Here is a 23,419-nt window from a genome sequence, read left to right as displayed (position 1 = left end):
GGTGTGGGTTCACCTGTGGGGTGCGGCGACAGGAACTGTCCCGCGGGGGACGGATCGGAGGTCCGGAGGTTCTTCGGGACTCCGGCGACCCGTCGCTGAGAGTGGGCTTCGTTGCCCGGTGACGCTCAGGCCTCTTTCCCACTGGTCACGGGTTCGAAACCGCCGAGTAACCGGCTACATATGTGGCGTCCTGCATAGTGTCTCATCGCCCCGGCGGATCCGACCAGGGATATACGTCACAACCATTCCGGGGCCTATGTCCCGAAAGGGTGCCACGAAAAGACCGAGAGGTCCCTTTGGGGAGCCTCTCGGTCTTCTGTACGGGTACGGAATCCGTACCGGCCCGGCACGGAATCCGCACCGGCCTTCACGGGGGCTACAACGCGGCCCCGAAGAGCATGCCGAGCCCGTACGTGACGGCCGCGGCCGCCCCGCCCAGGACGAGCTGGCGCATACCGCTGAAGAGCCAGCCGCGGGCGGTCACCCGGGCCACCAGGGCGCCGCAGGCGAAGAGCCCGACGAGCGCGAGCAGCACGGCCGGCCAGAGCGCGGTCGCCCCGAGCAGGTACGGCAGGACGGGGAGGAGCGCACCGAGCGCGAAGGAGCCGAAGGACGAGACGGCGGCGACCATCGGCGACGGCAGGTCGTCCGGGTCGATGCCGAGCTCCTCGCGGGCGTGGATCTCCAGCGCCTGCTCGGGGTCCTTCGACAGCTGCATCGCGACCTCGCGGGCGAGAGCGGGCTCGACGCCGCGGGAGACGTAGAGCGCGGCGAGCTCCTCCATCTCGTCGACCGGGTGCTTGCGCAACTGACGGCGCTCGACGTCCAGTTCCGCCTGGACGAGCTCGCGCTGCGAGGCGACGGAGGTGTACTCGCCGGCCGCCATGGAGAAGGCTCCGGCCGCGAGGCCCGCGAGGCCGGTGATGACGACGGTCCCCGAGGAGACCGCGCCACCGGCGACACCGGTCATCAGGGCGAGGTTCGAGACGAGACCGTCCATCGCGCCGAACACCGCCGGGCGCAGCCAACCGCCGTTCACGTCGCGGTGCGTGTGGTTGTCGCGGTGGGCCTCGTGCAGTGGCGCCTGGGCTTCGATGATGGACATGGTTCTCCCCTCGTTCCGGCGGGCCTGGATGCATCCGCCGCCCCCAACACATCGAAAATACGCCCGATGTAAGGGGCGCGCCAGCAAGCCAGGCCGTACTTACTAAGGCCCGCCTCAGTGAGGGCACCCCAACCTGGCGGGATGTCAGCCGGGTGACAGAGACGTTTCTTCGGCGAGTTCGCGGCCCGTGGTGGCACAGATCCAGGCATCGGGGCGCCGCTGTCGGCGCCCCCGTCGAGGAAGGGGCGCGAGATGGTGACCAGCACGGCCTGCGACACGCGTGAACGGGCGAGAGGAGCGCTCCTCGGCCTCGCCGTCGGCGACGCGCTCGGCGCGCCCGCCGAGAACATGCGGCCCTCCGAGATCCGCCGCCGCTGGGGCCGCATCGAAGGATTCGTGACGGACAGCCCCGCCGGCACCGACGACACGGAGTACGCCATCTTCTCGGGCCTGCTCCTCGCCCGGCACGGCTCCGCCCTCACCGTCCACCACGTCGAACGGGCCTGGCACCACTGGATCGCCGACCTCGACGAAGGCCCCTTCCGCGGCGCGGGCTTCTCCGAGCGCGGCACCCTGGAGAACCTCCGCCGGGGCCTGGCGGCCCCCATCTCCGCCCAGCACCGCCACGCCTGGTCGGACGGGCTGGCCATGCGGGCCGCCCCCTTCGGGGTCTTCGCGGCCGGACGCCCCGCGGAGGCGGCCCGGCTCGTCGCGATCGACGGCAGCGTCAGCCACGACGGCGAGGGCATCTACGGCGGCCAGGCGGTGGCGGCGGGCGTGGCGGCGGCGATGGCGGGAGCGACCGTCACGTCGGTGATCGCGGCGGCCCTCTCGGTCGTCCCGATGGACTCCTGGACGGCCCGCTCGCTGCGCCGCGCGGTCGTCGCGGCCCAGCGCGTCCAGCCGGACCCGCTCACCCGCGAGCGGCAGGTCCGCTCGGCCGTCGTCATCGGCGGCTACCCCTGGACGGACCTGGCCCCGGAGGCGGTGGGCCTGGCGTTCGGCGCGTTCGCGGCGGCCCGGGGGGACTTCCGCACGGCCGTCCTCACCGCCGTCAACATGGGCCGCGACGCCGACACGACGGCGGCGGTGGCGGGCGCCCTGGCCGGCGCGGCGGGCGGCACGAACGCGATCCCGGCCGACTGGGCCGCGGCCATCGCCCCGGTCACCGGCAGCTGCCTCCCCTCGATGCGCGGCTACCACGTCCTGGACGTGGCGGACCTCCTCACTTCGGAGGGAGAGTCCTGATGAGTACGGACCCGACGCCGCCGACCGCCGCGGCCGCCGTTGCACCAGCTGTGGGCAATCGTCCCGCGGGGCGGGACGGGTGGGCACAGCCCCCGGTGCCGGACACCGTCCCAGCGGTCGACGCCCTGCTGCACCCGACCCCGGTGCCGGACCGCACACCGACGGTCGACGCGCTCCAGACCCCGGCCCCGGCCCACGGCATCGCCCCGGCCGTCGGCACGCTCCAGGACTCCGCCCCGGCCCACGGCACCGGCTCCTGGGGCGGAGCCCACGAGGTCCCGGCGCCGGCCGCCCAGGCCAGGGCGACCCGCGACGCGGTCGAGGGCCTGCTCCTCGGGATCGCCGCGGGCGACGCCGCCGGCTGGCCCGCCGCAAGGCACCGCGCCGCCCGCATGCCCGAATGGACCCGCCGCCTCACCCGCGAACTCGACACCTTCGCCGAGCAGAACGCGACGACCACCCTCCCCGTCCCCATCGCCCTCAACCAGCCCCCCGAGCCCCTCCGTCTCGGCCCCTCGGACGACGCCGAGTGGGCGGTCTTCACCGCTGAGGCCGTCCTCGCCGCCTCCGGCCCGGTCTTCGCCGGGCTTCCCCCGGACCGCCGGCTCCGCGCCGCCGTCGACCTCGCCTGGAACGCCCTCGCCGGACAGGTCGCCGCCGCGGCCGACCGCGCCCCCGAGGTCGAGTCGGCCGTACTCCCCCTCCGCGCCCGGATCTCGGTGCGCGCGGGCCTCGGCAACCTCGCCACCGGCCTGCGCCCGCCCGCCACGGGCCACGACAACCCGCACTACTTCGACGACGCGGCCTGCGTCCGGGCCGCCGTCCTGGCCCTGGTCCACCCGGGCGACCCCCGCGCCGCCGCCGAACTCGCCGAGTTCGACGCCCGGTACACGCAGGACGGCGACGGCGTCCACGGTGCCCGGGCGACGGCGGCGGCCGTCGCCGCGGCCCTCGGCGGGGCGGCGGTCGACGAGGCCGTGGAGGCGGCGCTCGCCGAACTCCCGCCCGTCACCGAGATCGGCCGCAACGCCCGGCACGCCGTGCAGCTGGCCCGGGCCGCCGATTCGGCCTTCGAGCTCGTCCCGCTCCTGGAGCACCAGATCGTGGACCACGTCTACAGCTACGGCATCGCCGCCGCCGAGACCGTCCCGGTCGCCCTGGCCCTCGCCACCGCCGCCCGGGGCGAGATGACGGCGGCGGTACCGGCCGCCGCCTGCCTCTCCCGGGTCGCCGACTCGGCCCCGGCGCTCGCGGGCGCGCTCACCGGCGCGCTGGGCGGCGGCCGTTCGGTCCCGGCGAGCTGGCGGGAGGCGTGCAGGACGCTCGCCGGCTGTGCGCTGCCCCGGCTCGCGGGTACGGACCTGGTGGAACTCGCCGGGTCGCTCGGAGCCACGGAACCGCCCACCCCGGGTGGACAATTCCGACATGACACCCACACTGGATGACCGGATCACCGGCAGCCTCCTCGGGGCCGCCGTCGGCGACGCGCTCGGCGGCCCCGTCGAGGGCTACGCCCCCGAGCAGATCCTGGAACGCCACGGCGGCCGCGTCACCGGGATCGTCGGCCCCTGGAACGGCGGCGACTGGCGCACCGCCCGCCCCATCGCGCCGTACCACAAGGGCGACGGGCACGTCACCGACGACACCTTGATGACCCACGCGCTGATCCGGGTGTACGAGAAGGTCCGCGGCCACCTCGACGCGTACGCGGTCGCGGACCACCTCGTCCCCGAACTCATGGGCTCCCCCGTCTGGATCCCGGAACTGGAGGCCGAGGCGCTGCCCCTCCAGCGGATCTTCCTCGCCGAGAAGTGGATCGTGGCCCGGCTGCACTACGGCCACGTGGACCCGCGCGAGGCCGGCAACGGCAACGTCGTCAACTGCGGGGCGGCGATGTACATGGCGCCCGTCGGCCTGGTCAACGCCGCCCATCCGACGGCCGCCTACGCCGAGGCGATCGACCTGACGGGCGCGCACCAGTCCTCCTACGGCCGGGAGGCGGCGGGGGTCTTCGCGGCCGCGGTCGCGGCGGCCTGCGCGCCGGACGCCACGCCGGCGTCCGTGGTCGAGACGGCCCTGGCCCTGGCGAAGGACGGAACGCGGGCGGCGATCGAGGCGGTCGCCGAAGTCGCCTCCGGCCACACGGACTTCGAGTCCGCCCTCACGCCCCTCCGCCGGGCGGTCGCCCCCTTCGACACGGTCGGGCCCGACTACCGCGCCCCCTCCCTCGGTGCCCGCCGCCCCTCCCGGCTGCACGCGATCGAGGAACTCCCGATCGCCCTCGGCATGCTGCTCGTCGGCGAGGGCGACTTCCGGCGTACGGTCCTGGGCGCGGTCAACTACGGCCGCGACTGCGACTCGATCGCCACGATGGCGGGCGCGCTCGTGGGCGCGCTGCACGGCGAGCCGGCCGTCCCCTCCGAGTGGGCGAAGCAGGTGGCGGAGGCGAGCCGCCTGGACCTGCACGCCCCGGCGAGGGCGCTGGCCCGGGTGGCCCGGGAGGTCTTCGCCCGGGACACGGAAGCGCGCCGAGCCCATGAGTCGGCCTTCGCGACGCTGACGAGCGGGGACCGGTGACCCTCCGCCTGACCTGGGTCCAGCCGGAGGACCTGGTGGGCCACGAACTCCGCCAGGCGGCGGAGGACGGCCGCGACGCGAGCGCCCTGGCGGCCCGCTGGAAGGCGGCGGGCGGCCCCCCGGCCCCGGAGACGGCCGGCGCGTCCCCGGTCCCCCGCCCGGACCTCCGCCCCCTGGCGGAAGAACTCCTGGACGCGTTGGCGACCCTCCCCACGCCCCTCTCGACCCACGAGCCCACGCTCCTCCCCGCGATCCAGGCTCTGACGGTGCCCGCCGAACCCCCGCCCGCGCCGGTGTCGGCCCGCGCCAGGGCGGACGGTGCCCACCCCCGTGTGGGCAATCGTCCCGCAGGGCGGGACGGGTGGGCACACGGGACGGCGCCCTCAGCGGCGCCTCCGCGTTCCGCGCCTGGCCCCGCACCACCAGTGCGGCGCGCAACGGGGTGCGGGTTCAGGCGCGGGAGCCTCTGGCGCCGGCAAGGGGCGCCGTCCGTTGTGCCCACCCGTTCCGCCCCAGCGGAACGATTGCCCACAACGGGGTGGGCGGGGGTGGGCACCGCCCCGGCGGGCGCGGCCCACAACGGGGGTGGGTGGGCATCGCCCCGGCGGAGCGATTGCCCGCAACGGGGGGCGCGGTTTGGTGGAAAGGGCTGTTGGTGTGACGATCTGTTGATCCGATCAGGGGATTCCTCCGCCCTGCTCCGCCAAGTCCCCCTCCCGCCCTGAACTACGCTCGGAATCGCCCGTGCGGAGCCCCCCGCGGGATCGGCTCGTGCGCAGGTGGACGGGAGCGTGGCCCGTGACGGATCAGGCGGTGGCGGCGGCCGGCGGCCGTCAGTTCTTCGGCCGGCAGCGTGAGTTGAAGGCCCTGCGCGCCGACATCGAGCGGACCGGCCTCGACACCCTCACCGGCCGCAAGGCCCCCCGCGCCCGGGTCCTGCTCATCGCCGGCAAGCCCGGCTCCGGGCGGACGGCTCTCGCCGAGGAACTGGCCGCCGGGCTCGCCGACCGCTACCCGGACGGCGTCTTCCGGGCCCGGCTCACCGAGCCCGGCGGCGAGCCCGTCCCCACCGCGCGGGCCGCCCAGGAGCTCCTCGCCGCGCTCGGGGTCGCCGAACCTCCGGGAGCCGGTGAGGACGAGCTGGCCGAGCTCGTCAGGAACGCGCTGGCCGACCGCCGGGCCGTCCTGCTCCTGGACGACGCCGTCGACGCCGAGCAGGCCGACCCGCTGATCCCCGACAACCCCGACGCCCTGGTGGTGGGGGTCGCCCGCGGTCCGCTCACCGGCATTCCCGACGTACGGCCCTGCACCCTCGGCGGCCTCGACCCCAAGTCGGCCATCGAGCTGCTGACGGCCTTCACCGGCTCCGTCCGCATCACCGTGGACCCGCAGGCCGCCGAGGCGCTCGTCGAGGAGTGCGGGGGGCTGCCCGCCGCGGTCGTCCTGGCCGGCGGCTGGCTCTCCGCGCAGCCGAAGGCCTCGGTCGCCGACCTCGCCAAGCGGCTGCGCGGGCTGAGCGGCGACCCGCTCACCCGGACCTTCCTGCTCGCGCACGAGGCGCTGCCCGCCGCGGCCGCCCGGATACTGCGCTTCCTCGCCCTGGCCCCGCTGGGCCGGGCCGACGCCCACACCGCCTCCGCCCTGGCCGGCTGCTCGGTCTCGGCGGCCGCGACGACCCTCGCCGACTTCGCCGCCCTGGGGCTGGTCTCGGGCGGCGAGGACGGACAGTACGAGGTGCGCGCGCACCTCGTCCCCCTCCTTCGCGCTCAGCTGGAGGAGCGCGACCGGCCCGCCGAGGTGCAGCTCGCCCGGGCCCGGATGCTGGAGCGGACCGTGCGACTCCTCCAGTCCTGCCGCGCGGTCACCGAACCCGAGGGCTCGCCGGCCCGCCGGAAGCTGGCCGGGCTCCCGCGCGCGCTGCGTTTCCCGAGCGCGGCCGCGGGCGCCGCCTGGCTGGACTCCCGGCAGGCCGTACTCCTCGCCTCCGCCCGGCTGGCCGTCGCCGACGGAGAGCTCGACACCCTCGCGCGCCGGCTGGTCGCCTCCCTCGTCAGGGCGCTCGCCGCGCACCGGGGCGCGGAGGCCGCCGCTCCCGAGCTGTACGGCCTGCACCGGCTGGTCCTGGACGTGGCCGAGCGGCACGGGCTGCACCGGGAGCGGGCCGCCGCCCTGCTCAACCTGGCCGATCTGGATGCCAAGACCGGCAGGACGAAGGATGCTCTGCTGCGATATCGGTCGGCTTTGGATGCCGGACGCGCAGCAAATGACCCGTACGCGACCGGTCGCGCAATGGAATCCGTAGGTGGCTCGTATCAGGAGCTGGGGGACTGGCAGCGGGCCGGCGACTGGTACGGGCGGGCGCTCGCCCAGCGCCTCGCCCGGGACGAGCGCGCCGACCAGGCCCGGCTGTACGGCCGCCTCGGAGCCGTACAGACCTATGCGGGGCGGTACGGGGAGGCCCTGCGGAGCTGGCGGGCCGCCGCGGCCGGCTATCGGAGGCTCTCCGATCTCCCGGGCTACGCACGGGCGTTGAGCGAGGCGGCCCGGGTCCAGGAGTACGCCGGACGGCCCGAGGAGTCCCTGCGGACCTGCGAGGAGGCGGTGGAGTGGGCCCGCCGGGCCAAGGACGCCCGGCTCCAGGCCGCGCTGCAGCTGCGGCTGGCGGACACCCTCGACCGGCTCGGCGACCCCGCGGCGGCGGGTCTGCACCGGTCGGCGGCCGAGAGACTGCTGGAAACGGAGCCGACGGCCTACGAAATCCGCAGTGGCTCCGTCGAAGATTAGTACTTTGAAAGGCTAGACAGGGGGAACTCCTTCATTAGACTGGGTGAGCCGCGTTCGAACGTGGTCTGCCCCGGTGCGCCGCAGTGCATCCGGGTATGTATCGCAGTGCCCCAGTTATCCCCCTGATTCAAGGACCGTGATCGACGATGAAGGTCGGCATCCCCCGCGAGGTCAAGAACAACGAGTTCCGCGTGGCCATCACCCCTGCCGGTGTCCACGAGCTCGTCCGCCACGGCCACCAGGTCTTCATCGAGCAGAACGCCGGTGTCGGCTCCTCGATCACGGACGAGGAGTACGTCGCCGCCGGCGCCGAGATCCTCGCCACCGCCGACGAGGTCTGGGCCACCGCCGACCTGCTCCTCAAGGTCAAGGAGCCGATCGCGGAGGAGTACCACCGCCTCCGCAAGGACCAGACGCTCTTCACCTACCTGCACCTCGCCGCCTCCCGGGAGTGCACGGACGCGCTCCTGGAGTCCGGCACCACCGCCATCGCGTACGAGACGGTCGAGACCGCGAACCGCGCGCTCCCGCTGCTCGCCCCGATGTCCGAGGTCGCGGGCCGCCTGGCCCCGCAGGTCGGCGCGTACCACCTGATGCGCTCCGTCGGCGGCCGAGGCGTCCTCCCCGGAGGCGTCCCCGGCACCCACGCCGGCGAGTGCGTCGTCATCGGCGGCGGCGTCTCCGGCTGGAACGCCACCCAGATCGCCGTCGGCATGGGCTTCCATGTGACCCTGCTCGACCGTGACATCAACAAGCTCCGCGAGGCCGACAAGATCTTCGGCACCAAGGTGAAGACGATCGTCTCCAACGCCTACGAGCTGGAGAAGGCCGTCGTCGAGGCCGACCTCGTCATCGGCGCCGTCCTCATCCCGGGCGCCAAGGCCCCGAAGCTGGTCACCAACGAGCTCGTCGCCAAGATGAAGCCCGGAAGTGTCCTTGTCGACATTGCGATCGACCAGGGCGGCTGCTTCGAGGACTCGCACCCGACCACCCACGCCGAGCCGACCTTCCAGGTCCACAACTCGGTCTTCTACTGCGTCGCGAACATGCCGGGCGCTGTCCCGAACACCTCCACCTACGCCCTCACCAACGCCACGCTGCCCTACATCGTGTCGCTGGCGAACAACGGCTGGGTCGAGGCGCTGCGCCGCGACTCCGCCCTCGCCCTGGGCCTCAACACCCATGACGGCAAGGTGGTTTACAAGGAGGTCGCCGAGGCGCACGGCCTCGAGCACGTCGAGCTCGCCAGCCTCCTGGCCTGACCCCGGAAGGCCCGTTGACGGCGGCCCCGTCAACGCGTGCCGTCAATATCACGCACCCGGCCGGACCTTGTTCGACAAGGTCCGGCCGGGTGCGTCTCCGGCCCCGCCGAAACGTTCGGGCAACTCGCCTCGAACGTAACCCTTTAACCGTTTCGCACACCCCTGAAACGTGTGGATGCATGCCTGCGCACCCTTGACAGAGACGTGTTCGGTTGCCGACACATCGGGCCGGGTCCGGCGGATTGTGTTGCTGCGGAGCGGTGACACGCCATAGAGTCGCCAACCGTCGGCATGGTGCCACGCTGACCTATCGATAAATGTTCCTGGTCACATCCAAGGAGGTAAGACGACTTGTGAATGAGTCGACATTTACTCCCGGGAGCGGTGCGCCAGGTGCCCCGATCGGCTCCGTCGCGGTGCGGACCTTCGCGACGCACCAGCCCATGACGAGTGCCCACACGATGAAGACGATGGACGGCCTACACGTGAACGCCACGGCCGGCAACGAGATGGGCCGAGAGTCCACCCACTTCGCCGCCTACGACGAGGTGCCCGAGGGGCACTTCTACGACCCCGACGCCGAGTACGAGCCCGATCCGGAGTACGCGGCCACCCTCGCACCCGACGCTGCCCGCCAGCGCCGCGAGCGGATCGGCCCCACCGGACGGCCCCTGCCGTACTTCCCGATCCCGGGTCCCCTGACCGACCACGGACCCGCGAAGATCATCGCGATGTGCAACCAGAAGGGCGGCGTCGGCAAGACCACGTCGACCATCAACCTGGGTGCCGCGCTCGCCGAGTACGGACGACGGGTGCTGCTCGTCGACTTCGACCCGCAGGGAGCCCTGTCGGTCGGCCTCGGCGTGAACCCGATGGAGCTCGACCTCACCGTCTACAACCTGCTCATGGAGCGGGGCATGTCGGCGGACGAGGTGCTCCTCAAGACCGCCGTGCCCAACATGGACCTGCTGCCGAGCAACATCGACCTCTCGGCCGCCGAAGTCCAGTTGGTCAGCGAGGTCGCGCGCGAGTCCACGCTCCAGCGCGCGCTGAAGCCGCTGATGAACGACTACGACTACATCGTGATCGACTGTCAGCCCTCGCTCGGCCTGCTGACCGTGAACGCCCTGACGGCGGCTCACAAGGTCATCGTGCCGCTGGAATGCGAGTTCTTCGCGCTGCGCGGAGTCGCGCTGCTCACCGAGACCATCGAGAAGGTCCAGGAGCGGCTCAACCCCGAGCTGGAGCTCGACGGCATCCTCGCCACGATGTACGACTCCCGGACCGTGCACAGCCGTGAGGTCCTCGCGCGCGTCGTCGAGGCCTTCGACGACCACGTGTACCACACGGTCATCGGGCGGACCGTGCGCTTCCCGGAGACCACGGTCGCCGGCGAGCCCATCACCACGTACGCCTCCAACTCCGTGGGCGCCGCCGCCTACCGTCAGCTCGCCAGGGAGGTGCTCGCCCGGTGTCACGCCGAGTGAGTCTGCCCGGAGCCGACGAACTCTTCCGTACGACCGGGGGGACGGCGCTCCAGGCGTCCGCACCCCGCCGGGCCGTCCCGGCGCCGGCCGCCGAGAGCGACACGGCAGCGGCCGAGGGATCCGCGGAGCACGCCCCGGCGGACTCCGAGGCCGCGGAACCGCGGGCCCGGACGGCCGAGCCCGAGGGGCCGGCCCCCAAGGCCGCGCCCGGCGCCCAGGTGCCCGCCCCCGCGGCGGCCCGGCGACGCGGCGGCCGCACCGCGAACCGGCGGCCCAGTGGCCGCGAGCGCCACGACGAGAAGATCACGGTCTACGTCTCCGCCGAGGAGCTGATGGACCTGGAGCACGCCCGGCTCGTCCTGCGCGGTGAGCACGGTCTCGCCGTCGACCGGGGCCGGATCGTCCGGGAGGCCGTCGCGGTCGTCCTGGCGGACCTGGAGTCCCGCGGCGACGCGAGCATCCTCGTCCGCCGCCTGCGCGGCCGCTGACGGTAGCCTGCGGGCTGCCGTCCTCCTCGTTCCCCCTGGACCTCCATGCACCACGCCTCTGACGAAACGTCCCGCCCGCCGGGCCGCCGCCCCCTGGGCCGCGGCCCGGGCGGGACACCGGGGACGGCACCCGCCGCCCCGACCGAGGCTTGGGAGGTCCCGGAGGCTCCGGAGGGCCCCGAGGCCCTGGGAGTTCCGGGGGTGTCCGCGGCCCCGGAAGCGTCCGGTGGTGGGGGACCCGAGGGTGGGGACGGGCGGTTCACCGTGCGGCTCTCGAACTTCGAGGGGCCCTTCGACCTGCTCCTCCAGCTGATCACCAAGCACAAGCTCGACGTCACCGAGGTCGCCCTCTCCCGGGTCACCGACGAGTTCATGGCGCACCTGCGGGCCCTCGGGCCCGACGGGGACCTCGACCAGACCACCGAGTTCCTCGTCGTCGCCGCCACCCTCCTCGACCTGAAGGCCGCCCGGCTGCTCCCCGCCGCCGAGGTGGAGGACGAGGCCGACCTCGCCCTCCTGGAGGCCCGCGACCTGCTCTTCGCCCGGCTCCTCCAGTACCGCGCGTACAAGCGGATCGCCGAGATCTTCGAGGAGCGCTGGGAGGCCGAGGGCCACCGCCACCCCCGTACCGTCGGACTCGAACCGCACCACGCCGAGCTGCTGCCCGAGGTCGTCATCTCCATCGGCGCCGAGGGCTTCGCCAGGCTCGCCGCCAAGGCCATGCAGCCCAGGGCCGAGCCCCAGGTGTACGTCGACCACATCCACGCCCCGCTCGTCAGCGTCCGGGACCAGGCCGCGGTGGTCGTCGCACTGCTCCGCGAGCGCGGCTCGGCCGTCTTCCGGGAGCTGATCGAGGACGCCGGCGACACCCTCACCGTCGTCGCCCGCTTCCTCGCCCTCCTGGAGCTCTACCGGGAGAAGGCCGTCGCCCTCGACCAGGAGACCGCCCTCGGGGACCTCACGGTCTCCTGGACCGGCGGGGAGACGGACCCGTCCGCGGCCGTGACCGACGAATTCGACCAGGAGGCCACCGCGTGAGCGACCTCAAGCCCGCCCTCGAAGCCGTCCTCATGGTCGTCGACGAGCCCGCCACCGAGGCGCACCTCGCCAAGGTCCTGGAGCGCACCCCGAGCGAGGTGGCCGACGCCCTGCACGAGCTGGCCGAGGAGTACACCGCCCAGGGCCGCGGCTTCGAGCTGCGGCGGGTCGCCGGCGGCTGGCGCTACTACACCCGCGCCGCCTTCGCCCCGGCCGTCGAGGCCTTCGTCCTGGAGGGGCAGCAGGCACGGCTCACCCAGGCGGCCCTGGAGACCCTCGCGGTCGTCGCCTACCGCCAGCCGGTCAGCCGTTCCCGGGTCTCCGCGGTCCGCGGAGTCAACTGCGACGGCGTGATGCGGACCCTCCTCCAGCGGGGTCTGGTGGAGGAGGCGGGCGCGGAACCCGAAACAGGTGCGATCCTGTACAGGACGACGAACTACTTCCTGGAGCGGATGGGCCTGCGCGGCCTGGACGAACTCCCCGAACTCGCCCCCTTCCTCCCCGAGGCCGAGGCGGTCGAGGCGGACTCCCTGGAAGGCGTCCCGTCGTTCGACCCGGACGCAGACGTAGACGACAAGACGGAACTTTGATGCGAAGCAGCAGCGGCAGGAACAGCAGCGGAAACAACGGCGGGAGCCGTGGTGGCAACAGCGGCGGCCGCGGCGGCAGCGGCGGCGGCCGCGGCAACAGCGGCGGTGGCGGCGGGCGCGGGAACTACCGCGGCGCCGGCAACGGCCGCGACGACCGGCAGGGCCAGGGCGGCGGACGTCCCGGCCAGGGCGGCGGGCGTCCGGGGCAGGGCGGCGGCGGGCGTCCCGGCCAGGGCGGCGGCCGGCCGACCGGCTCCAGCCCGCGCAAGGCGCGCCCGGAGGAGCGCACCTACGACGAGCGCTACGGCGGCTCCGGCAGCTCCTCGGACGCCCCCAAGCGCGGCCGGGGCACGGCCGCGCGCGGCGGCGCCAAGGGCGGCCCCCGGCAGTCCCCGCAGCGCGGCGGCGGCCGTACGGCGCCCGCCCGCTCGCGCGAGTACGACGCCCGCACGGAGGAGCGCAACCGGGAGCGGTACGCCGGCAAGCCCGAGATCAAGACCCCCAAGACCTTCCCCGGCGCCGAGCAGGAGGGCGAGCGGCTGCAGAAGGTCCTCGCCCGCGCCGGCATGGGCTCGCGGCGCGCCTGCGAGGAGCTCATCGAGCAGGCCCGCGTCGAGGTCAACGGCGAGATCGTCGTCGAGCAGGGCATGCGCGTCGACCCGGAGAAGGACGAGATCAAGGTGGACGGCCTGACCGTCGCCACCCAGTCGTACCTCTTCTTCGCGCTGAACAAGCCGTCCGGCGTCGTCTCCACCATGGAGGACCCGGACGGCCGCCAGTGCCTCGGCGACTACGTCACCAACCGCGAGACCCGGCTGTTCCACGTCGGCCGGCTCGACACGGAGACCGAGGGCATCATCCTGCTCACCAACCACGGCGAGCTGGCCCACCGCCTCACGCACCCGAAGTACGGCGTGAAGAAGACCTACCTGGCCGCCATCACCGGCCCGCTGCCCCGCGAGGTCGGCCGGCGCCTGAAGGACGGCATCCAGCTGGAGGACGGCTACGCCCGCGCCGACCACTTCCGCGTGGTCGAGCAGACCGGCAAGAACTACCTGGTCGAGGTCACCCTGCACGAGGGCCGCAAGCACATCGTGCGCCGGATGCTCGCCGAGGCGGGCTTCCCGGTCGAGAAGCTGGTCCGCACCGCCTTCGGCCCGATCGCCCTGGGCGACCAGAAGTCGGGCTGGCTGCGCCGCCTGACCAACACCGAGGTCGGCATGCTGATGAAGGAAGTCGGCATGTAAGGCCCCCGCTCCACCGACGAAGCCCGTGACCGCCCGGCGGTCACGGGCTTCGTCGCGTCCACGACGGGACTTGTGGCGGCGGTCCGCCGACCTTTATAGTCAGGGTGACTCTTAAGGAGGCGGGCGTGAGCCTCGCAGACGTACTCGAACCCTTGCAACAGCCGCTCCTCACCGTCCTGGACACCCCGGTCAGCTGGACCGAGGTCCTGGGATTCGGCAGCGGAGCCCTCTGCGTCTGGCTCGTCGCCCGCCAGCACCTGGCCAACTGGCCCATCGGCATCGCCAACAACCTCTTCTTCGTCCTGCTCTTCACCCAGGCCGGGCTCTACGCCGACGCCGGCCTCCAGATCGTCTTCATCGCCCTCGCCGCGTACGGCTGGTGGACCTGGACCCACGGGGGTGGACCAGGCTCCGACGACCTCCCGGTGCGCCGCACCACGCGCACCGAGTGGACCTGGCTGCTCACGGCGGGGGCGGTGGGGACCCTTGCCCTGACCCTGCTCCTCGACCGCGTCACCGACTCGACCGTCCCCTTCTGGGACGCCCTCACCACCGCGCTCTCCCTGACGGCGACCTACGGCCAGTGCCGCAAGCGGCTGGAGTCCTGGTGGCTCTGGATCGCCGCCGACGTCGTCTACGTCCCGCTCTACGCCTACAAGGGGCTCTACCTGACCTCCCTGCTGTACGTCGGCTTCATGACGCTCTGCGTCCTCGGCCTGCGCGGCTGGACCAAGGACCTCACGGGCTCCCCCCGACCGGCGGGAGCGACCGCGTGAAGCGCTACGGCCACGGCCTCGTCCTCGGCAAGTTCTATCCGCCGCACGCCGGCCACCACCACCTCGTCCGCACCGCCCGCGACCGGTGCGAGCGCCTCACCGTCCTCGTCTGCGCCTCCTCCGTGGAGAGCATCCCCCTGGAGGACCGGGTCGCCTGGATGCGCGAGATCCACCCCGACGTCCTCGTCGTCGGCGCCGTCGACGACATCCCCGTCGACCTCCAGGACCCCGACGTGTGGGCCGCCCACATGGCCGTCTTCCGGGCCGCCGTGCCCGAACGCGTCGACGCCGTCTTCACCTCGGAGCCGTACGGGGAGGAGCTCGGCCGCCGCTTCGGCGCCGCGTCCGTCCTCGTCGACCAGGAGCGCGTCCGCCACCCCGTCTCCGGCACCGCCGTCCGCGCGGACCCCGCCGGCTGCTGGGACTTCCTGGAAGCACCGGTGCGGGCCGCGCTCACCCGCCGGATCGTCGTCCTCGGCGCCGAGTCCACCGGCACCACCACCATGGCCCTCGCCCTCGCCGACCACTACCGGCGGCGCGGCGGCATCTGGGCCCGCACCCGGTACGTACCGGAGTACGGGCGCGAGTACAGCGAACTCAAACTCGCCGAACTCCGCGCCGAACGCCCCGGCGCCGACTGGTCCGAGGTCACCTTCCGCTCCTCCGACTTCCCCGTCATCGCCCAGCGCCAGGCCGAACTGGAGGAGGAGGCCGCCCGGGACGGCTCACCCGTCCTCTTCTGCGACACCGACGCCTTCGCCACCACCATCTGGCACGAGCGCTACATGGGCACCACCAGCCGCGCCACCGGCGAGATCGCCGCCCTCGGCCGCCAGCACCTCTGGCTGCTCACCGACCACCGCGGCGTCGACTTCGAGGACGACGGCCTGCGCGACGGGGAACACCTGCGGCCCTGGATGACCGCCCGCTTCCTCACCCAGCTCGCCCACACCGGCCGCCGCACCGCCGTCCTCACCGGCCCCCACGAGGAGCGGCTCGCGACCGCCGTCGCCGCCGTCGACGCGCTGCTCGCCGAGGGCTGGCACCTCGCCGACCCCCTGCCGGAGCGCCGATGACCGCCCACCGGGCCCCCAAGGGCTACGACCCGTACGCCTTCGAGCCGTTCGCCGTCACCGTCGACCTCGCCGTCCTCACCGTCCGCGAGGAACGCCTCCACGTCCTGCTCGTCGAGCGCGGCCAGGAGCCGTACGCCGGAGCCTGGGCCCTGCCCGGCGGATTCGTCCTGCCCCAGGAGTCCGCCGAGCGGGCCGCCCGCCGCGAACTCGCCGAGGAGACCGGGCTCTCCGAGGCCACCGTCGCCGGCCTCCACCTCGAACAGCTCCGCACCTACACCGAACCCGACCGCGACCCGAGGATGCGGGTCGTCTCCGTCGCCTTCACCGCGCTCGTCCCCGACCCTCCCGAACCGCGCGGCGGCGGCGACGCGGCCCAGGCCCGCTGGATCCCGTACGGGACGCAGGGCCGGCTCGCCTTCGACCACGACCGGATCCTCGCCGACGCCCACGACCGGGTCGGCGCCAAGCTCGAGTACACCTGCCTCGCGACCGCCTTCTGCCCTCCCGAGTTCACCCTCGGCGAGCTGCGGCAGGTCTACGAGACGGTCTGGGGCGTCGAACTCGACCGCCCCAACTTCCGGCGCAAGGTCCTCACCACGCCCGGCTTCGTCCAGGCCGTGGAAGGACCGCCGCGCCTCACCGGCGGACGGGGGAAACCGGCCGCTCTCTACCGGGCGGGCGAGGCCACGGCCCTCCACCCGCCCCTCCTGCGACCGGAAGGACGCCCCGCATGAACCTCACCCGCACCGCCACCAAGCAGGCCGCGACCGGCTCCCTGATCGGGCTTGCGCTCGGGGACGCGCTGGGCCGGCCGACGGAGTTCAGCGACGTGCCGCGGATCATCAGTTGGTACGGCCCGTGGCGGCAGATGGCGCTCCCCGACAACGGGCGCGTCACCGACGACACCCAGATGGCCCTCGCCTTCGCCCGCGGCATCCGCACGGCCATGGACCGGGGCGTGCTCGCCCCCGAGCGGCTCGCCGGCCCCGTCAGGGAGGAGTTCATCGACTGGTACCGCTCCCCGGAGAACAACCGGGCCCCCGGCAACACCTGCCTCCAGGCCTGTCGGCTCCTGATGCTCGACACGCCCTGGCAGGACGCCTCCCAGATCCACTCCAAGGGCTGCGGCGCCAACATGCGGGTCGCGCCCATCGGCATCGTCCCAGGGCTGAGCGAGGAGCAGCGGGCCGGCGCCGCGCAGCTCCAGTCGGGCCTGACCCACGGTCACCCCACCGCGCTCGCCGCCTCCGACCTCACCGCCCGCGCCGTGTACCTGCTCGCGCAGGGCGTGGACCCGACCGGGCTCGTCGGACAGCTGCGCTCGTACGCCTACGAGAACCGCTCCCGCTACCACGAGCACTGGCTCGGTGACCTGTGGACCCGCTCCCAGGACCCCAGCGCCCTCCACTTCGTCCAGCGGGGCTGGGACGAGTGCCTGGCCGTCCTGGAGCGCTTGGACGCCGTCCAGCGCACGGCCGACCCGGAGCTCGACCCCTGCGAGTACACCGGCGACGGCTGGATCGCCGAGGAGGCCCTCGCGACCGGCCTCCTCTGCTTCCTGCTCTTCCCCGACGAGCCCCTCACCGCGCTGCGCCGCGCCGCCTGCACCCGCGGCGACTCCGACTCGATCGCCGCCCTCGCGGGCGCCTTCGCCGGCGCCCACCTCGGCGCGGACGCCTGGCCGAAGGAGTGGGCGGAGCGCGTCGAGTACCGCAGCGACCTGCTGACCTTCGGCGCGCTCTGGGACGCGTGAGCTAGAGCTCGCTCAGCGCCGAGGCGCGGCGGGCGCGGATCAGGAAGTCCTGGACGCGGGGCTCGTCCGGGGCGTCGGGGAGCGGGGTCGTGTCGTGGGCCCGGTCGGCCTCCTCCTGGAGGCGGTTCATCCAGGACTCGACCTCCGGCCAGGACACCTCGCCGCGCCTGACCGCGAGGAGGCGGTCGCGGTCCTCGCCGACGTCGATGCGGAGCTCGCCCGTGCGCAGCAGGTCACGACAGCTGGTCAGGAGCCGCAGCAGGTGCATGGCGTGCTTCCAGCGCGGCTCGCCGTACTGGCGGACGTCCGCGTCGAGCTTGCGGCGCTGTCCGACGGCGTACCGGACGAAGGTCTGGTGGGCCCGGCGGGACAGGAACGCCCCGCGGAGGTCGAGGAGCTCACGGCCCCGGTCGTCGACGTGCTCGACCACGGGGGAGTGGAGGCACTCCAGGACGTTCGGGTTGTTGCGCAGGGCGAGCTCGCAGAAGCGTTCCAGCTCCCAGCTGAAATGGTCCTCGCCGGGCCCCTCCACATGCGCCGGGGGCTTGTCGAAGTGCCAGAAGAGGGACGTCGGGGCGAGGTACACGCCCCGCACGTCCGTGTCGCTGTCCTCGGTCGCCAGACCGAAGGCGCGCGAGCCCATCACGCAGGAGTAGATCGTGTGCTCGCGCACCAGCTCGTCCGGAGTCATGCCCGGCAGATTACGCCAGAGTGATCGTTTCCCCCGAGACAATAATCTGCTCGGCCGGCAACGGCCGCGGAGCGGGCCCCGCCGCCACCGATCCGTCCGCGACACGGTACTTGGAGCCGTGGCAAGGACAATCGATCGTGCCGTCCGCGACCTTGTTCACCGTGCAGCCCTGATGCGTGCAGATCGCGGAGAACGCCTTGAACTCGCCCGCCGAGGGCTGGGTCACGACCACCTTCTCCTTCGGGAAGACCATGCCGCCGCCGACCGGGATCTGGGAGGTCCTGGCCAGCGGGGCTCCGCCGCTCGGAGCGGCCGTGGAAGTCGGGGACGCCTCGGTGGGAGTCGGGGACGCTTCGGTGGCGGGCGGTGCGTTCGTGCTCGTACCGCCGTCACCCCCGTCGTTCGAGCCGCAGCCCGTCGTCATCGTCAGAGCCGCTGTGGCGAACAGGAGGGTACGGCGTGCGGTGGGGCGTGAGGTCATGCCGCCAGCTTGGCCGCGCACCCCGCCCCCGGGGCCCGCAACACGCCTGCGCCCGCTGCTCCGCTCCCCCGCACGGGCGTCCCGCCCGCCGCGTACCTCCGGTGGCGGAGCGCCCCGGTCCGGGTGACATTGGGCCTGTTGCGTACCTGGAGGAGATCATCCGGCAGCAGCGGCTCCGACCGCCTCCGGCGCCCGTTCTCCGTCTCGCTCCGTCTCGGAGGGCGGGCGCGGCGGCGCGCCCGCCCCGCCGCTGACTAGGCTGAACGGAGCACTGACGCAGGCGAAGGAGCACGACGTGGCGGTACGAGCGGTCCGAGGCGCCGTCCAGCTGGAAAGGGACGAGGCCGGACACATGCGCGAGCAGGTCGAGGAACTGCTCACCGCCGTCCTCGAGCGCAACGGCCTCACCACCGACGACCTCATCAGCATCTGGTTCACCGCCACGCCCGATCTGCACAGCGACTTCCCCGCCGCCGCGGCCCGGCACATCGGGATCGTCGACGTCCCCCTGATCTGCGCACAGGAACTCGACATCGAGGGCGCGATGCCGAGGGTCGTCCGGCTCCTCGCCCACGTCGAGACCGAACTGCCCAAGTCCCGGATCGCGCACGTCTACCTCGGTGCCGCGGCCGCCCTGCGCAAGGACATCGCCCAGTGAGAACAGCGCTCGTCATCGGCACCGGCCTGATCGGCACCTCCGCCGCCATCGCCCTCGCGGGCCGGGGCGTCACGGTCCACCTGCGCGACCACGACCCGGCACGCGCCAGCACGGCCGCCGCGCTCGGCGCGGGCACCGACGAGGCGCCCGAAGGCCCCGTGGACCTCGCCATCGTCGCCGTGCCCCCCGCCCACGTGGCCGCCACCCTCGCCGAGGCCATGACGGCCGGCCTGGCCCGCGGCTACCTGGACGTGGCGAGCGTCAAGGGCGGACCGAAGCGGGAGCTGGAGGCGCTGGGCCTCGACCTCACCGCGTACATCGGCACCCACCCCATGGCCGGCAAGGAACGCTCGGGCCCGCTCGCCGCCACCGCCGACCTCTTCGAAGGCCGGCCCTGGGTCCTCACCCCCACCCGGGACACCGACACCGAGGTCCTCAACCTCGCCCTGGAACTCGTCGCCCTCTGCCGGGCCGTCCCCGTCGTCATGGACGCCGACGCCCACGACCGGGCCGTCGCCCTCATCTCCCACACCCCGCAGCTGGTGTCCTCCATGGTCGCCGCGCGTCTGGAGGAGGCCGACGAGTCCGCCGTACGCCTCTGCGGACAGGGCATCCGCGACGTCACCCGCATCGCCGCCTCCGACCCGCGCATGTGGGTCGAGATCCTCTCCGCCAACCCCGGGCCCGTCGCCGACGTCCTCTCCGGCGTCGCCGCCGACCTCGACGAGACCGTCCGCGCCCTGCGGTCCCTGCAGTCCGCAGACGAGGACAAGAGGCGGGACGGCGCCTCCGGCGTCGAGGACGTCCTGCGCCGCGGCAACGCCGGGCGCGCCCGCGTCCCCGGCAAGCACGGTGCCGCCCCGGCCGTCTACGAGACCGTCGCCGTCCTCATCAGCGACCAGCCGGGCGAACTCGCCCGCATCTTCGCCGACGCGGGGCGCGCGGGCGTCAACATCGAGGACGTCCGCATCGAGCACGCGACCGGGCAGCAGGCGGGTCTGGTGCAGCTGATGGTCGAGCCCTCGGTGGCGCCGGTGCTGGGGGCGGCGCTCCAGGAACGCGGCTGGACCCTGCGCACGAGCTGACGGCGCGCTCGCACGAGGACGGGGCGGAGGGCCGGAGGGCGGGCCGTCGGCGGGGTGCGGGGCCGGGGGAGGCGGGGCCGTACGGGGCGGGGCCGGTGGGGGGACGGGAGTCGGTAACCTTGTGGGGGTCCCCGCATCCCGCCGGACCCCACCGCTCACCCCAGGAAGGTGTTCCCACCGTGGAATCCGTGATCGTCGCCATCGACGGGCCCTCCGGCACGGGCAAGTCCAGCACCTCGAAGGCGGTCGCCGCCAAGCTGGGGCTGAGCTACCTCGACACCGGCGCCCAGTACCGGGCGATCACCTGGTGGATGATCAGCAACGGCGTCGACGTCACCGACGCCGAGGCCGTCGCCAACGCCGCCTCCAAGCCGGTCATCGTCTCCGGCACGGACCCGGCCCGGCCCACCATCACCGTGGACGGTGCCGACGCGTCGGGCCCGATCCGGACCGAGGAGGTCACCTCCAAGGTCAGCGCGGTCAGCGCCGTCCCCGAGGTGCGGAGCCTGATCACGGAGCTCCAGCGGTCCATCGCCCGCGGCGCCGAGACCGGCATCGTCGTCGAGGGCCGGGACATCGGCACCACCGTCCTGCCCGACGCCGACCTGAAGATCTTCCTCACGGCCTCGCCCGAGGCCCGTGCCGCCCGCCGCTCCGGCGAGCTCAAGGGCGTCGACGTGCACGCGACGAGGGAGGCCCTGATCAAGCGGGACGCGGCCGACTCCAGCCGTAAGACCTCCCCGCTCGCCAAGGCCGACGACGCCGTGGAGGTCGACACCACCGACCTCACGCTGGACCAGGTCATCGAGTGCGTCGTCACCCTGGTGGACGAGAAGAGGACGGCCGCCAAGTGACCCTGCCCTCCGAGAAGGGCGCCGCCGTCGGCCGTCGCATCGGCATCGGGCTGATGTACGGCCTCTGGAAGCCGCGCGTCCTCGGCGCCTGGCGGGTCCCGTCCTCCGGCCCCGTCATACTCGCCGTCAACCACGCGCACAACATCGACGGCCCCATGCTCATGGGCACCGCCCCGCGTCCCGTGCACTTCCTCATCAAGAAGGAGGCGTTCGTCGGGCCGCTCGGCAGCTTCCTGGAGGGCATCGGGCAGCTGAAGGTGGACCGGGACTCGACCGACCGCAAGGCGATCGGCAACGCCCTGGGCGTCCTGGAGCAGGGCGGCGTCCTCGGGATCTTCCCCGAGGGCACCCGCGGCGACGGCGACTTCGCCTCGCTGCGAGCGGGCCTGGCGTACTTCGCCGTCCGCAGCGGCGCGCCGATCGTCCCGGTCGCCGTGCTGGGAAGCACCGAGCGCCGCGGGCGGTTGGTCAAGGCACTGCCTCCGCTGCGCGGCCGCGTCGACGTCGTCTTCGGCGACGCCTTCCAGGCGGGGGACGGCTCCGGCCGCCGCACCCGCAAGGCGCTCGACGAGGCCACCGTACGGATCCAGGGCAAGCTCACCGCCCACCTGGAAAACGCCAGGCGCCTCACCGGGCGCTGAGCGACACTCTCAGTAGTGGCCCCCACGGCTCCGGCCGTCCGGGACCACCGACCACGAATGATCAAGGAACGGACTTCATGAACGACCAGCACGACCACGGGGCACTTGGCGACGCCGAGTACGCGGAGTTCATGGAGCTCGCCGCGGAAGAGGGCTTCGACGTCGAGGACGTCGAGGGCGCGATCGAGGAGGCCGGCCACGGCCCGCTCCCCGTTCTCGCCGTCGTCGGCCGCCCGAACGTCGGCAAGTCGACCCTGGTGAACCGCATCATCGGCCGCCGCGAGGCCGTCGTCGAGGACAAGCCGGGCGTCACCCGCGATCGCGTCACGTACGAGGCCGAGTGGGCCGGCCGCCGCTTTAAGATCGTCGACACCGGCGGCTGGGAGCAGGACGTCCTCGGCATCGACGCCTCCGTCGCCGCCCAGGCCGAGTACGCCATCGAGGCCGCCGACGCCTGCCTCTTCGTCGTGGACGCCACCGTCGGCGCCACCGACACCGACGAGGCCGTCGTCAAGCTGCTCCGCCGCGCCGGCAAGCCGGTCGTCCTCGCCGCGAACAAGGTCGACGGCCAGTCCGGCGAGGCCGACGCGGCCATGCTCTGGTCCCTGGGCCTCGGCGAGCCGTTCCCCGTCTCCTCGCTGCACGGCCGCGGCACCGGCGACCTCCTCGACGAGGTCCTGAAGAAGCTGCCCGAGGCCCCCGAGCAGCGCTTCGGCAACGCGGTCGGCGGCCCCCGCCGCATCGCCCTCATCGGCCGCCCGAACGTCGGCAAGTCCTCCCTGCTCAACAAGGTGGCGGGCGAGGACCGGGTCGTCGTCAACGAGCTGGCCGGCACCACCCGCGACCCGGTCGACGAGCTCATCGAGCTCGGCGGCGTGACGTGGAAGTTCGTCGACACCGCCGGCATCCGCAAGAAGGTCCACCTCCAGGAGGGCGCGGACTACTACGCCTCCCTGCGGACCGCGGCCGCCGTCGAGAAGGCGGAGGTGGCCGTCATCCTCATCGACACCACCGACAACATCTCGGTCCAGGACCAGCGCATCATCACGATGGCGGTCGAGTCGGGTCGCGCCATCGTCATCGCCTACAACAAGTGGGACGAGCTCGACGAGGAGCGCCGCTACTACCTCGAGCGCGAGATCGAGACCGAGATGCAGCAGGTCTCCTGGGCGCCCCGCGTGAACGTCTCCGCCAAGACCGGCCGTCACATGGAGAAGCTGGTCCCGGCCATCGAGACCGCCCTCGCCGGCTGGGAGACCCGCGTCCCCACCGGCCGGCTCAACGCCTTCCTGGGCGAGATCGTCGCCGCCCACCCGCACCCGGTCCGCGGCGGCAAGCAGCCCCGCATCCTCTTCGGCACGCAGGCCGGCACCAAGCCGCCCCGCTTCGTGCTCTTCGCCTCCGGCTTCCTGGAGGCCGGCTACCGCCGCTTCATCGAGCGCCGGCTGCGCGAGGAGTTCGGCTTCGAGGGCACCCCGATCCACATCTCGGTCCGGGTGCGCGAGAAGCGCGGCCGCAAGAAGTAGCACCCGCGGAGTGACATACGGCGGAGGGCCGGGACCCGATCGGGTCCCGGCC

The 23,419-nt window shown here is 73.3% G+C and carries 22 protein-coding genes and 1 pseudogene; 20 read left to right on the top strand and 3 right to left on the bottom strand.

The annotated features are described in order from the left end of the window. Positions 1-376: 376 nt before the first annotated feature. Positions 377-1,105, bottom strand: a complete 729-nt coding sequence (locus tag ABZ318_RS00115; RefSeq protein WP_356900200.1) for a VIT1/CCC1 transporter family protein — start codon at positions 1,103-1,105, stop codon at positions 377-379. Between the two features lie 252 nt (positions 1,106-1,357). Between ABZ318_RS00115 and ABZ318_RS00110 the strand changes: the two genes are divergently transcribed. The 15 genes and pseudogenes from ABZ318_RS00110 (at position 1,358) to ABZ318_RS00040 (ending at position 17,431) form a co-directional block, all read left to right on the top strand. Beyond that, positions 1,358-2,353, top strand: a complete 996-nt coding sequence (locus ABZ318_RS00110) for an ADP-ribosylglycohydrolase family protein (protein WP_356900199.1) — start codon at positions 1,358-1,360, stop codon at positions 2,351-2,353. Then, positions 2,353-3,798, top strand: coding sequence for an ADP-ribosylglycohydrolase family protein (locus ABZ318_RS00105; protein ID WP_356900198.1), 1,446 nt, complete (start codon positions 2,353-2,355; stop codon positions 3,796-3,798). Before ABZ318_RS00110 ends, ABZ318_RS00105 begins: the two co-directional genes overlap by 1 nt. Beyond that, positions 3,779-4,930 (top strand): ADP-ribosylglycohydrolase family protein, encoded by a 1,152-nt coding sequence (locus tag ABZ318_RS00100; RefSeq protein WP_356900197.1) that lies wholly within the window; start codon positions 3,779-3,781, stop codon positions 4,928-4,930. Before ABZ318_RS00105 ends, ABZ318_RS00100 begins: the two co-directional genes overlap by 20 nt. Then, a pseudogene (locus ABZ318_RS00095) lies at positions 4,927-5,193 on the top strand (ADP-ribosylglycohydrolase family protein); the annotation flags it as partial. The gene ABZ318_RS00100 and the pseudogene ABZ318_RS00095, both read left to right, overlap by 4 nt. 535 nt (positions 5,194-5,728) lie before the next feature. Then, entirely contained in the window at positions 5,729-7,714 is a 1,986-nt protein-coding gene (locus tag ABZ318_RS00090; RefSeq protein ID WP_356900196.1) for a tetratricopeptide repeat protein, read from the top strand. 146 nt (positions 7,715-7,860) lie between these two features. After that, positions 7,861-8,976: an alanine dehydrogenase gene (gene ald / locus ABZ318_RS00085; RefSeq protein WP_356900195.1), complete on the top strand. Its 1,116-nt coding sequence runs from the start codon at positions 7,861-7,863 to the stop codon at positions 8,974-8,976. Positions 8,977-9,437: 461 nt separating this feature from the next. Further along, a complete protein-coding gene (locus tag ABZ318_RS00080; protein WP_030212665.1) occupies positions 9,438-10,463 on the top strand; it encodes a ParA family protein in 1,026 nt (341 codons plus the stop codon). Next, the gene (locus ABZ318_RS00075; RefSeq protein WP_356900194.1) at positions 10,460-10,951 is read left to right on the top strand and encodes a hypothetical protein; all 492 of its coding nucleotides are present in this window, start codon (positions 10,460-10,462) and stop codon (positions 10,949-10,951) included. The genes ABZ318_RS00080 and ABZ318_RS00075 overlap by 4 nt, the downstream gene beginning before the upstream one ends. A 93-nt stretch (positions 10,952-11,044) precedes the next feature. After that, positions 11,045-11,989, top strand: coding sequence for a ScpA family protein (locus ABZ318_RS00070; RefSeq protein WP_356900278.1), 945 nt, complete (start codon positions 11,045-11,047; stop codon positions 11,987-11,989). Then, positions 11,986-12,579, top strand: coding sequence for an SMC-Scp complex subunit ScpB (gene scpB, locus ABZ318_RS00065; protein WP_356900193.1), 594 nt, complete (start codon positions 11,986-11,988; stop codon positions 12,577-12,579). The genes ABZ318_RS00070 and scpB overlap by 4 nt, the downstream gene beginning before the upstream one ends. Then, a complete protein-coding gene (locus tag ABZ318_RS00060; protein ID WP_356900192.1) occupies positions 12,579-13,826 on the top strand; it encodes a pseudouridine synthase in 1,248 nt (415 codons plus the stop codon). Before scpB ends, ABZ318_RS00060 begins: the two co-directional genes overlap by 1 nt. A gap of 125 nt (positions 13,827-13,951) precedes the next feature. Further along, entirely contained in the window at positions 13,952-14,602 is a 651-nt protein-coding gene (gene pnuC, locus ABZ318_RS00055; protein WP_356900191.1) for a nicotinamide riboside transporter PnuC, read from the top strand. Continuing rightward, positions 14,599-15,678: an AAA family ATPase gene (locus ABZ318_RS00050; protein ID WP_356900190.1), complete on the top strand. Its 1,080-nt coding sequence runs from the start codon at positions 14,599-14,601 to the stop codon at positions 15,676-15,678. Before pnuC ends, ABZ318_RS00050 begins: the two co-directional genes overlap by 4 nt. After that, positions 15,675-16,412 (top strand): NUDIX domain-containing protein, encoded by a 738-nt coding sequence (locus ABZ318_RS00045; protein ID WP_356900189.1) that lies wholly within the window; start codon positions 15,675-15,677, stop codon positions 16,410-16,412. The genes ABZ318_RS00050 and ABZ318_RS00045 overlap by 4 nt, the downstream gene beginning before the upstream one ends. Continuing rightward, entirely contained in the window at positions 16,409-17,431 is a 1,023-nt protein-coding gene (locus tag ABZ318_RS00040; protein ID WP_356900188.1) for an ADP-ribosylglycohydrolase family protein, read from the top strand. Before ABZ318_RS00045 ends, ABZ318_RS00040 begins: the two co-directional genes overlap by 4 nt. 1 nt (position 17,432) lies before the next feature. Here the strand turns inward: ABZ318_RS00040 and ABZ318_RS00035 are convergent, their stop codons facing one another. Together ABZ318_RS00035 and ABZ318_RS00030 are read right to left on the bottom strand one after the other, a co-directional pair. After that, a complete protein-coding gene (locus tag ABZ318_RS00035) occupies positions 17,433-18,122 on the bottom strand; it encodes a nucleotidyltransferase domain-containing protein (RefSeq protein ID WP_356900187.1) in 690 nt (229 codons plus the stop codon). Between the two features lie 10 nt (positions 18,123-18,132). Next, entirely contained in the window at positions 18,133-18,603 is a 471-nt protein-coding gene (locus tag ABZ318_RS00030) for a Rieske (2Fe-2S) protein (protein WP_356900186.1), read from the bottom strand. A gap of 295 nt (positions 18,604-18,898) precedes the next feature. Here ABZ318_RS00030 and aroH point away from each other — a divergent pair, with 295 nt between their 5' ends. From aroH to der, 5 genes are all read left to right on the top strand, one after another. After that, entirely contained in the window at positions 18,899-19,261 is a 363-nt protein-coding gene (gene aroH / locus ABZ318_RS00025; protein WP_030693966.1) for a chorismate mutase, read from the top strand. Continuing rightward, positions 19,258-20,346, top strand: a complete 1,089-nt coding sequence (locus ABZ318_RS00020) for a prephenate dehydrogenase (protein WP_356900185.1) — start codon at positions 19,258-19,260, stop codon at positions 20,344-20,346. Before aroH ends, ABZ318_RS00020 begins: the two co-directional genes overlap by 4 nt. A gap of 188 nt (positions 20,347-20,534) precedes the next feature. Next, complete coding sequence (gene cmk, locus ABZ318_RS00015) at positions 20,535-21,200, top strand: (d)CMP kinase (RefSeq protein WP_356900277.1); 666 nt, start codon at positions 20,535-20,537, stop codon at positions 21,198-21,200. After that, positions 21,197-21,841 carry a lysophospholipid acyltransferase family protein gene (locus ABZ318_RS00010; RefSeq protein WP_356900184.1) on the top strand — a complete coding sequence of 215 codons (645 nt, stop codon included), beginning with the start codon at positions 21,197-21,199 and terminating at the stop codon, positions 21,839-21,841. The genes cmk and ABZ318_RS00010 overlap by 4 nt, the downstream gene beginning before the upstream one ends. 77 nt (positions 21,842-21,918) lie before the next feature. After that, positions 21,919-23,367, top strand: coding sequence for a ribosome biogenesis GTPase Der (der, locus tag ABZ318_RS00005; RefSeq protein ID WP_356900183.1), 1,449 nt, complete (start codon positions 21,919-21,921; stop codon positions 23,365-23,367). The last annotated feature ends 52 nt before the right edge of the window (positions 23,368-23,419 follow it).

Source organism: Streptomyces sp. NPDC006197, assembly GCF_040613865.1.
In the GTDB taxonomy this organism is placed as follows: domain Bacteria; phylum Actinomycetota; class Actinomycetes; order Streptomycetales; family Streptomycetaceae; genus Streptomyces.
This window is presented reverse-complemented; position numbering and strand designations above follow the sequence as displayed.